This is a genomic window from Nonomuraea lactucae (assembly GCF_003313395.1).
In the GTDB taxonomy this organism is placed as follows: domain Bacteria; phylum Actinomycetota; class Actinomycetes; order Streptosporangiales; family Streptosporangiaceae; genus Nonomuraea; species Nonomuraea lactucae.
This window is the reverse complement of sequence record NZ_QNFZ01000118.1, coordinates 1-9,279: the sequence shown is the minus strand read 5'-3', so window position 1 is coordinate 9,279 and position 9,279 is coordinate 1. Positions and strand designations below refer to the sequence as shown.

The following is a 9,279-nucleotide window of genomic DNA, read 5'->3' as shown; positions in this document are numbered from 1 at the left end:
GCGGCGCAACATGCCGTTGAGCTGGGTGAAGATGTCGTCTTCTTGCCAGCGGGCGAAGTAGCCGTAGACGGTCTGCCTGTCAGTTACTTGGAATCAGACCTATCGGGCGATCATGTTCGGTACGGTCTCGCGGGTAGCTGAGGAGATCCGATGGGAACCGTTCTCGAGGAGAAGTGGCCGATCCTGGTTCGGCATGATCTGGCCGCGGGGTGGCTGCGGATCTGGGCTGATCTGGGGAGAGCGCCGCGGACGATCGACGCGTACGCGCGAGGACTGGCTGAGTACCTGGAGGTCTGCGAACGAGAGGGCGTCGACCCGGCGACCGCGAACCGGGCTCACGTGGCGGTGTTCGTCCGCGAGCTCACCAGCAGGCCGAGCCATCGCGGGCCGAACGTGGTCGCGATCGATTCCGGAGCGGGATTGTCGAACGCCACGATCCAGCAGCGGCTGGTCCCGGTCAGGCTCTTCTACGACCACCTGATCGAGGAAGGCCTGCGCGGCTCCAATCCGGTGGGGCGTGGAAAGTACACGCCCGGGCGGCGGTTCGGCGGGCAGGAACGGGGCCTGGTCCCACGGTTGACCAAACTGCCGTGGATTCCGGACGAGCGGCAGTGGTTCCAGGTCCTGGGGGTCGCTGCTGCGGAGCCGATCCGCAACCGGCTGATGCTCGCCCTGGCCTACGACGCGGCGCTGCGGCGCGAGGAGCTCTGCTTCCTGCGCACCGAGGATCTCGACCCCGGCCAGCGCACGCTGCGGGTTCAGGCGGAGCACACCAAGAATCGGTTGGAACGGGTGGTGCCCTACTCGGCCTCGACCGGTGTGCTGCTCTCGAACTACCTGACCCACCGCGCTCGGATCAGCCGGGGCCGGGGCCTGCTGTTCCTCTCGGAGTCTCGCCGGAACTACGGTCAGCCGATCACCTTGTGGACCTGGTCGAAGGTCGTCCGCAGGGTCGCCGACGCGGCCGGGGTCCCGCGGTTCTCCACGCACACCACCCGGCACCTGTGTCTGACCGACCTGGCACGGATGGGCTGGGAACTCCATGCGATCTCCACCTTCGCCGGCCACAGGGCCACCGAGTCGACGCTCCGATACATCCATCTGTCCGGCCGGGACCTGTCGGCGAAGCTCAACCAGTCGATGGAGCACATCCATGCGTGGCGCATCGACATGTTGACCAGGCTCTGCGCCACAACGGCAGCCACCACATCATGACCGCTCCGCTACCAAAGGCCGCCCGGCAGCTGGCCGCATCTGAAGCGTGGGTGTGGCCCATCGACACCACGCGCTACAACCAGCAGTGCCGCCTGAGCGACGTCGAGCTGGACGGGCTGCATGCGCTCAGAGAAGTGCTCCTGCTTCGCCGGAAGCGGGGTCAGCGCATCGAGATCAGTCCACGCATTCGCGAGACGATCAGTCGGCTGATCCGGCCGCTCGATGATGCCCAGACGCTCCTCTGCTGGGATAAAGGACCGCACGATAGAGACAAGTTCGCGACTGATGCGGCCATCCTGGTGCTGATTCACTGTGCTGACCGAGGAACCTCGTTATGGGGTTGGTCGGAACAGGACTGGGTCGAGCTCATTGAGGTCAGCAGCAAGAAGTTTCGGCAGGCCTGGCCCGGACGGATCGGGTCCAACGCCCGCCCCTTCGTCATTTTCTTCGCCTACCTACTCGGCGGCTTCACCCGCTTCGATCGGATCGGCCGTTTTCAACGGCCGGGCCTCGCGCGAAAGGTCTTTGGCAAGGAGCGTGTGGACGACGCCATCCGGCAGATCCATGCTGTCCTGGCTGGCTGGGGATATGACGGCCGAGAGCAGTATCTAACGTGGCTCATCTGCACATTGCTGCTGCTCAACCGCAGTCCGAGGATCGAGGAACTGTCAAGCGAAGTTCTGGCGCTCCTGAACGCCGATCCGGTCTTGGGCAGCGATCAGCGGCTGACGGTCCATGGTGTTCATCGTGCCCTCCACGGCCTGGGCCTTGTCGGTCCACCGCCCCCACTCAACTACGGCAAGGGGCAGGTGGCGATCGAGGGCACGGCACCCGAGTGGGCGGCCTGGGTGGAACGCTGGCATGCCACCTCCACCCTCACCCCGAAGGTCCGCGCCGCCTACCGGAGCGTGCTTTCCAAGGTCGGCCGATGGCTCGCTGCGGAACATCCATCCCTCACCGAGCCTGGACAATGGACGCGCGCCACCTGCGCGGCATGGGTCGCGGCCGTGGACCGAATGTCCGTCGGAGACCACGTCCAATGGATCGACGGGATGAAGGCGCGCGCAGGTCAGCCACTGGCTCCCGAGACCAAATCGAGCTACCTAAAGATGACTCGAGCCTTTTTCCGCGACTGCCAGGAATGGGAATGGATCCCACGACGGTTCGACACCGCGACTGCACTGAGTACACCTCGAACCGTCTCATCCCTGCTCGGCCCGGACCCCCGGATCATCGCCGACGATGTCTGGGCCAAGCTCCTATGGGCCGGTCTCAACCTCGCCCCGGAGGATCTTCCGACCCAAGATTCGCGCAGCCATCCCATGAAGCTGATCAAGGCGATCACGCTCACCTGGCTGTTCAGCGGCCAACGCAGCGATGAGATCGCGCGGCTCCGCGTGGGCTGCGTCCGCTGGCAGCACGACGGAATGCCAATACCCGGGGATTCCAGCGAGGTTCTCGCCCGGGATGCCGTCTGTCTTCTGGATGTTCCGACCCACAAGACCGGCACCGCGTTCACCAAACCGGTCGATCCGCTGCTCGGCCAGGCCGTCGAGGCCTGGCAACGAGTCCGGCCCACTCAGCCCAAGATGGTCGACCGCAAGACCTCCGAGCAGGTCGACTTTCTGTTTGCGTTCCGAGCTCGTCGTGTCGCCAACGAGTACATCAACAACGCCATCATTCCGATGCTTTGCCGCAAAGCAGGCGTTCCGGACGCCGACGTTCGCGGCAACATCACTAGCCACCGAGCCCGGTCCACCATCGCCTCGCAGCTCTACAACGCCAAGGAGCCGATGACCCTGTTCGAGCTGCAGGCCTGGCTCGGGCACCAGGAACTCAGCTCCACCCAGCACTACGCGAAGATCACCCCGAATACCCTCTCCAAGGCCTACCGAGACGCCGGCTACTTCGAACGCAACGTCCGCACCATCGAGATCCTCATCGACCGAGACGCCGTCACCTCGGGCGCCGCCGCTACCGGCGAGCCCTGGCAGTACTACGACCTCGGCCACGGATTCTGCACCTACACCTTCTTTGAGCAGTGCGCCCACCGCATGGCCTGCGCCAAGTGCGACTTCTACACCCCCAAGGGCAGCTCGAAAGCCCAGCTACTCGAGGCCAAGGACAACCTGCAGCGCATGCTCACCGCCATCCCCCTCACCGACGACGAACGCGCCGCGGTCGACGACGGACAAGCCGCCCTCGACCAACTCCTGAACCGGCTCGCCGACACCCCCACCCCCGCCGGGCCCACGCCCCGGCAAATCAGTGCCCCGGCCCAGGCGACCCTGCTGCCGGTCGTCGAGAGTTCCTGGCCGAGGAACGATTCGAGCCGCTCATCGGCGTCGGACCACGCTGGTGTCTGCTCGACATACTCCCAGCCACTGATCGCAGCCGTGGTGTCGACGGTGTTCCAGCTGATCGACAGCTCATCAAACTTCCAGTGGCAGATCTCCACCTGGACGCCGTCAAAGTCCAAGACGACAGGGCAATCAGCAAACCAGTCCCCGTCCTCGACAAAACGCACGAGCGCGAACCCCGTCAGACGTCGGCCGCCAAGCGCGGCCAGGCCAGGCTCGTGTTTCTCGCGAACGGCTTCAAGTCCGACGAGAAAGGTCGGCTCAAAGCCGGAGATACCCATCACGAAAGCGATTGTCCAGGTTCGTCATGGAACCAGCCAGCCGATATTCACCACCGAGCCGTAGTACCACGCTTGACACCTTGGCCTCAGATTCCACATAAAGGGTGGGTACTCGTGCGGCAGGTAACGCCAGGGGATGCCGGTGCGGTCGACGTAGAGGATGGCGTTCATGATGGTGCGCAGGTCGTGCTCGCATGGGCGGCCGATGTCCAAGCCCCGCCCCCGGCGCTCGGCGCGCCAGGCGCTGAGCACGGGCTCGATGAGGTGCCATCGGGCATCGGACAGGTCGCTGGGGTAGGGCCGTTGCTCGCTCATACTTCCGGCGTACCGCAGGCGGCTTCGCCTGCCCAGCCCTCTGTGTCACGTCGCAGCTACTTTCAGCGACACGGCGGGCATCATGGGATGAGACAGGATTTTCCAGGATGAGACCGGCACCAAGAGGCCATCCGGCCCGGCTCACCGCACCGAAATCCCCCTAAAACGCATAAACGAGACGCCCTGGTTGTGGCGACTTATCGGAAGCTATGCCGCCTCACAGGACCAAACGCCCACTCAGAAGTGGTCTCATAGCCATGTGTCGATCGCGGCGATGTGGACGGTGGCTTCATTCGAAGCGATCGTGGCGGCCCCGCACCAGACCTGACCAGTCGCGCAGATCGACCACAGGGCCCTCCTCTTCGGCGACCTCTCCGCGAGGCAGAACGATAGAGGAACGTGTGATCTCGTGCAGGCGTCGTCAACAGACTGTCCCGAGCGTGAGCGGTGCCATTCCGAACGCAGAGGAAGAGCGGGCCCGCTGGTCCACCGTCACCGGCCGACCCACTGCCGGTGACGGGCCCGCTGGTGATCGGTGTGCCCGGGATCTCGCGGGGCCACGGGGGCTGGCTCGTCAGGCGGCTCTGGCCTGTCGGCGGTAGCTGCCGGGGGCGATGCCGTACTCGCGCTTGAACGCCCTGGCCAGGGCGAACTCCGTGCTGTAGCCCGTCTGGGCGGCGACGCTGGTCAGGGGGACGTCGGAGTCGCGCAGGAGCTTGGCCGCGACCGTCAGGCGCCAGCGGGTCAGGTAGGCCATGGGCGGCTCGCCGACCAGGGCGGTGAACCTGCGGGCGAAGGCGGCGCGGGAGAGCCCGGAGCGTGCGGCCAGCGACTCGACCGTCCACGGGCCGGAGGGGGATTCGTGGACGGCCGCCAGCGCCGGGGCGACCGCGGGATCGCGGAGCGCGGCGGACCAGCCCTCGCCTCCTGCGGGCAGCTCGTCCAGCCAGGCGCGCATGATGTACAGCAGCAGCGAGTCGATCAGCGCGGGCACGATGCCTTCCGAGCCGATCCGCGGATTCTCCAGCTCCGCGCTGAGCAGCTGGACTCCGGCGTTCAGCTCGGCGTGGCGGCCGTGCCGGGTGGGCAGGTGGATCACCTCGGGGAGCTGCCGGACCAGCGGATGGGGCCGGGCCATGTCGAGGTGGTAGTTGCCGCACAGCAGGCTGGTGCGCGGTCCGCTGCCGCCGAGCACGACGGAGCCGATCGGCGGCGCCTTGGTGTAGCGATCGGGCCCCGGCACCTCGCCCGGAGTGCTGGGGTGGTCGGCCAGGACGTAGTCGGTGCCGCTGCGCAGGAACACCACGTCGCCGGCGCTCAGCGGCAGCGGCTCCAGGTGCGGTACGCCCACCGGGACGAGCCAGCAGGAGCCGTACAGAACGACGTGGAAGCCGGCGCCCGCGACGGACGGCAAGCGCAACCCCCACGGCGCGTGGCCGTCGGTGCGGACCGAGGTGGGGTGCCCGGTCCGCATCGACTCCAGTGCCTCGGTGAGGATGTCCATGTCGTGCTTTATACCGTCAGTACAAGCTTTCCCCGGACCTGGCCGGCCTCCAGCACCTCGTGTGCCTTCCCGGCCTCCTCCAGCGGGAAGGTCTGCTCGACGTGCGGGCGGATCGCGCCCTCGTCGACCAGCGCGGCGATCGCCTCCAGCGCCGCGTAGTCGGGCTCGACCGACACTCCCGCGAAGCGGCGCCCCGCGGCCTCCACCCGTGCGGCCAGCTCGGCGTTCCCCTGTTCCAGGATGCTGACGAGCACCCCGCCGGGCTTGAGCACGGACAGCGAGGCGTCACCCTGCGCGTTGGAGTCGAAGACGACGTCCACGTCGTGGACCGCCTCGGTGAAGTCTGCCTTCTGGTAGTCGATCACCTCGTCGGCGCCGAGAGAACGGACGAACTCGTGCTTGCCCGCGCTGGCGAGCGCGATCACGTACGCGCCGTGGGCCTTGGCGATCTGCACCGCCAGGTGCCCGACCCCGCCCGCGGCCCGGTGGATCAGGACCCGGTCACCCGCCCCGACCTTGGCCGCGTCCACCAGGCCCTGCCACGCGGTGAGCCCGGCCAGCGGAAGGGCCGCGGCGTGGACGTGGTCGAGGGAGGCGGGCTTGCGGGCCACCTGGCGGGAGGGCGTGGCGACGTATTCGGCGTAGCCGGTGGCGGCGCGCGGGAAGAACGGCATGCCGTAGACCTCCTCGCCCACCCTGTACCTGGCTCCGGGAGCCGTCTCTTCCACGACGCCGGAAATGTCCCAGCCGACCCCGAACGGCGGCTCACCGAGCAGCGGGAAGGCGCCGGACCGCACGGCGGCGTCGACGGGGTTCAGCGCGGTGGCCCGCACCCGGATCACCACCTCGCCGGACAGCGGCCTGGGCCGCTCGGCCTCGACGACCCGCAGGACTTCGGGTCCGCCGAAGGAATTCTGGACGACAGCGCGCATCGTGGACGCTCCTTCATGCATGGTTCGGTTGTGCCGGGTTCGAACCTAGGAACATCGGGCGTTCGGCAGAATGGCCGGCCGTCTTCGCCGCATACCCCAGCGTCTCGCCCCGCCAGATCCTTCGGGCAGCGCCGCTACGTCTCCGGGCAGCTCCGCACAGCGCCGCTACGTCTCCGGGCAGCTCCGCAGGTCTTCGGTCAGCGCCGCTACGTCTCCGGGCAGCTCCGCAGGTCTTCGGTCAGCGCCGCTACGTCTCCGGGCAGCTCCGCAGGTCTTCGGTCAGCGCCGCTACGCCTCCGGGCAGCTCCGCAGGCCTCCGGTCAGCGCCGCAGAGCCTCCGGTCAGCGCCGCGCCTCCGGTCAGCGCAGGCGCAGGTGCGGGCCGTCGAAGGGGATCAGCTCGCCGATGACCGGCGCGCCCGGGATCTCGCCCGCCACCAGCAGGCCGCCCGAGGTCTGCGCGTCGGCGAGCAGGAGCAGCTCGTCCTCGCCGCAGCCGCCCGCGTCGAGCCGGGGCCGCACCCAGTCGAGGTTGCGGCGGGTGCCGCCGCTCACGTAGCCATCGCGCAGCGCCTCCCGGGCCCCTTCCAGGTACGGCACCGCCGCCACGTCCACCACCGCGGTGACACCGCTCGCCCGCGCCAGTTTGTAGAGATGGCCGAGCAGCCCGAACCCGGTCACGTCGGTGGCGCACTCCACCCCCGCGGCCAGCGCGGCACGGGAGGCGTCGCGGTTCAGCGTGGTCATCGCGGCGACCGCCTGCGCGAACACCTCGCCCGTCGCCTTGTGCCGCGCGTTGAGCACCCCGGTGCCGAGCGGCTTGGTCAGCGAGATCGGCAGCCCAGGGCGGGCGGCGTCGAGGCGTAGCAACCGGTCCGGGTCGGCCAGTCCGGTGACCGCCATGCCGTACTTCGGCTCCGGGTCGTCCACGCTGTGCCCGCCCGACACGTGGCAGGACGCCTCGCGCGCCACGTCCAGACCGCCGCGCAGCACCTCCACCGCCAGCTCAAGGGGCAGCCGATCGCGGGGCCAGCCGAGCAGGTTCACCGCCACGAGGGGGTCCCCGCCGACCGCGTACACGTCGGACAGGGCGTTGGCCGCCGCGACGCGCCCCCAGTCGTACGGGTCGTCCACCACGGGCGTGAAGAAGTCGGCGGTGACCACGACAGCCCGGGCGCCGTCGATCCGCACCACGGCGGCGTCGTCCCCGTCGTCCAGTCCCACGACCAGCTCCCCGCCCCGCGTGCCGGTCGTGGTGGGGCTGGGCATGGGGAGGAGGCCGGCGACGATGGTCTCCAGCTCGCCCGGCGGGATCTTGCAGGCGCAGCCGCCCCCGTGGGCGTACCGCGTAAGCCGGACCGGCCCGTTCTCCATCAGGCATCGCCCTCCTCACCCCGGGTCGCGTGTGCCGCCAGGGCATCTACCCCGCGGCGGGTAGGTTCTCCCATTGGAGGCGTCTGGGCGCCTGGTGGCCCCCGCGGTCTTCAAAACCGACGAGGCCGAGGTCCTCGGCCTGGCGGGTTCGATTCCCGTCCGCCTCCGCTCTATGTTCGAACTGTGGACCGACGAAGGCGCGTGCCTCGCACCGACGCCGTGCTCGCCGACCCGCGGCTGGTCGCGGCGGGCGGGCGGCTGGGACGTGCGGTCGTCAAGGACGCCGTGGCGCTGGCCCAGCAGCGGGTGCGCGAGGGCGAGATCAGCCCGGAGGAGGTCGCCGACGCCGCCGTGGCGGCGCTCCCGTCGCGGGCGACGAGCATGCGGGCGGTGATCAACGCCACCGGCGTGCTGATCCACACGAACCTCGGCCGGGCTCCCCTCTCCGCCGCCGCCGTCGAGGCGACGGCAGCCGCGGCCGGCCCCGCCGACGTGGAGTTCGACCTGGCGGCCGGAGCCCGGGCCAGGCGGGGCAGGGGAGCGCTGGACGCCCTGGCCGGAGCCGTGCCCGCGGCCGAGGACGTGCACGTCGTCAACAACAACGCCGCCGCGCTCGTCCTGGTGGCCACCGCGCTCGCCGCCGGGCGCGAGATCCTGATCAGCCGCGGCGAGCTCGTGGAGATCGGCGACGGGTTCCGCATCCCCGACCTGCTCGTCTCCACCGGGGCGCGGCTGCGGGAGGTCGGCACCACCAACCGCACCTCCTACCGCGACTACGCCGACGCCGTGGGGCCGGAGACGGGGTTCGTGCTCAAGGTGCACCCGTCCAACTTCCGGATCGAGGGCTTCACCGGCTCCGTCGAGGTCGCGCAGCTCGCGCAGCTCGCGGAGCTCGCTGAGCTTGCCGGGGTGGGCGTGCCCGTGGTCGTGGACATCGGCTCCGGCCTGCTCCGGCGTGAGCCGCTGCTCCCCGCCGAGCCCGACGCGGCCACCGTGCTGAAGGCGGGGGCCGACCTGGTGACCGCGAGCGGCGACAAGCTGCTCGGCGGGCCGCAGGCGGGGCTCCTCCTCGGCCGCCGCGACCTGGTCGAGCGGTGCAGGCGGCACCCGCTGGCCCGTGCCCTGCGGGTCGACAAGCTGACGCTGGCCGCGCTGGAGGCCACGCTCCGCGGTCCCGCCCCGCCCGTCCACCAGGCGCTGCACGCGGACCCGGCGGTGCTCGCCGGTCGCGCGTCGAAGCTCGCCGACGGGCTCGCCGGTGCGGGGGTGGACGCGCGCGCGGTGCCCAGCGAGGCGGCC

At 69.4% G+C, this 9,279-nt stretch carries 6 protein-coding genes, 1 tRNA gene and 1 pseudogene; 4 read left to right on the top strand and 4 right to left on the bottom strand.

The annotated features are described in order from the left end of the window. Positions 1–150 precede the first annotated feature (150 nt). Together DQW85_RS08175 and DQW85_RS08170 are read left to right on the top strand one after the other, a co-directional pair. Complete coding sequence (locus DQW85_RS08175) at positions 151–1,215, top strand: tyrosine-type recombinase/integrase (protein WP_113699762.1); 1,065 nt, start codon at positions 151–153, stop codon at positions 1,213–1,215. Then, on the top strand, positions 1,158–3,920 hold the full coding sequence (locus tag DQW85_RS08170; protein WP_205314966.1) for a tyrosine-type recombinase/integrase: 2,763 nt from the start codon (positions 1,158–1,160) through the stop codon (positions 3,918–3,920). The genes DQW85_RS08175 and DQW85_RS08170 overlap by 58 nt, the downstream gene beginning before the upstream one ends. Before the next feature lie 41 nt (positions 3,921–3,961). Here DQW85_RS08170 and DQW85_RS08165 read toward each other — a convergent pair. From DQW85_RS08165 to selD, 4 genes and pseudogenes are all read right to left on the bottom strand, one after another. After that, positions 3,962–4,171: pseudogene (locus tag DQW85_RS08165) on the bottom strand (transposase); the annotation flags it as partial. A gap of 574 nt (positions 4,172–4,745) precedes the next feature. Continuing rightward, on the bottom strand, positions 4,746–5,675 hold the full coding sequence (locus DQW85_RS08160) for an AraC family transcriptional regulator (RefSeq protein ID WP_113699760.1): 930 nt from the start codon (positions 5,673–5,675) through the stop codon (positions 4,746–4,748). Positions 5,676–5,683: 8 nt separating this feature from the next. Further along, positions 5,684–6,607: an NADP-dependent oxidoreductase gene (locus tag DQW85_RS08155; RefSeq protein ID WP_113699759.1), complete on the bottom strand. Its 924-nt coding sequence runs from the start codon at positions 6,605–6,607 to the stop codon at positions 5,684–5,686. Positions 6,608–6,966: 359 nt separating this feature from the next. Next, positions 6,967–7,980 carry a selenide, water dikinase SelD gene (gene selD / locus DQW85_RS08150; RefSeq protein ID WP_113699758.1) on the bottom strand — a complete coding sequence of 338 codons (1,014 nt, stop codon included), beginning with the start codon at positions 7,978–7,980 and terminating at the stop codon, positions 6,967–6,969. A gap of 75 nt (positions 7,981–8,055) precedes the next feature. On the opposite strand from selD, the gene DQW85_RS08145 reads away from it, so the two are divergent. Together DQW85_RS08145 and selA are read left to right on the top strand one after the other, a co-directional pair. Further along, a tRNA-Sec gene (locus DQW85_RS08145) sits at positions 8,056–8,148 on the top strand. Between the two features lie 33 nt (positions 8,149–8,181). Next, a partial coding sequence (gene selA / locus DQW85_RS08140) for an L-seryl-tRNA(Sec) selenium transferase (protein ID WP_240197017.1) occupies positions 8,182–9,279 on the top strand: 1,098 nt, incomplete at its 3' end.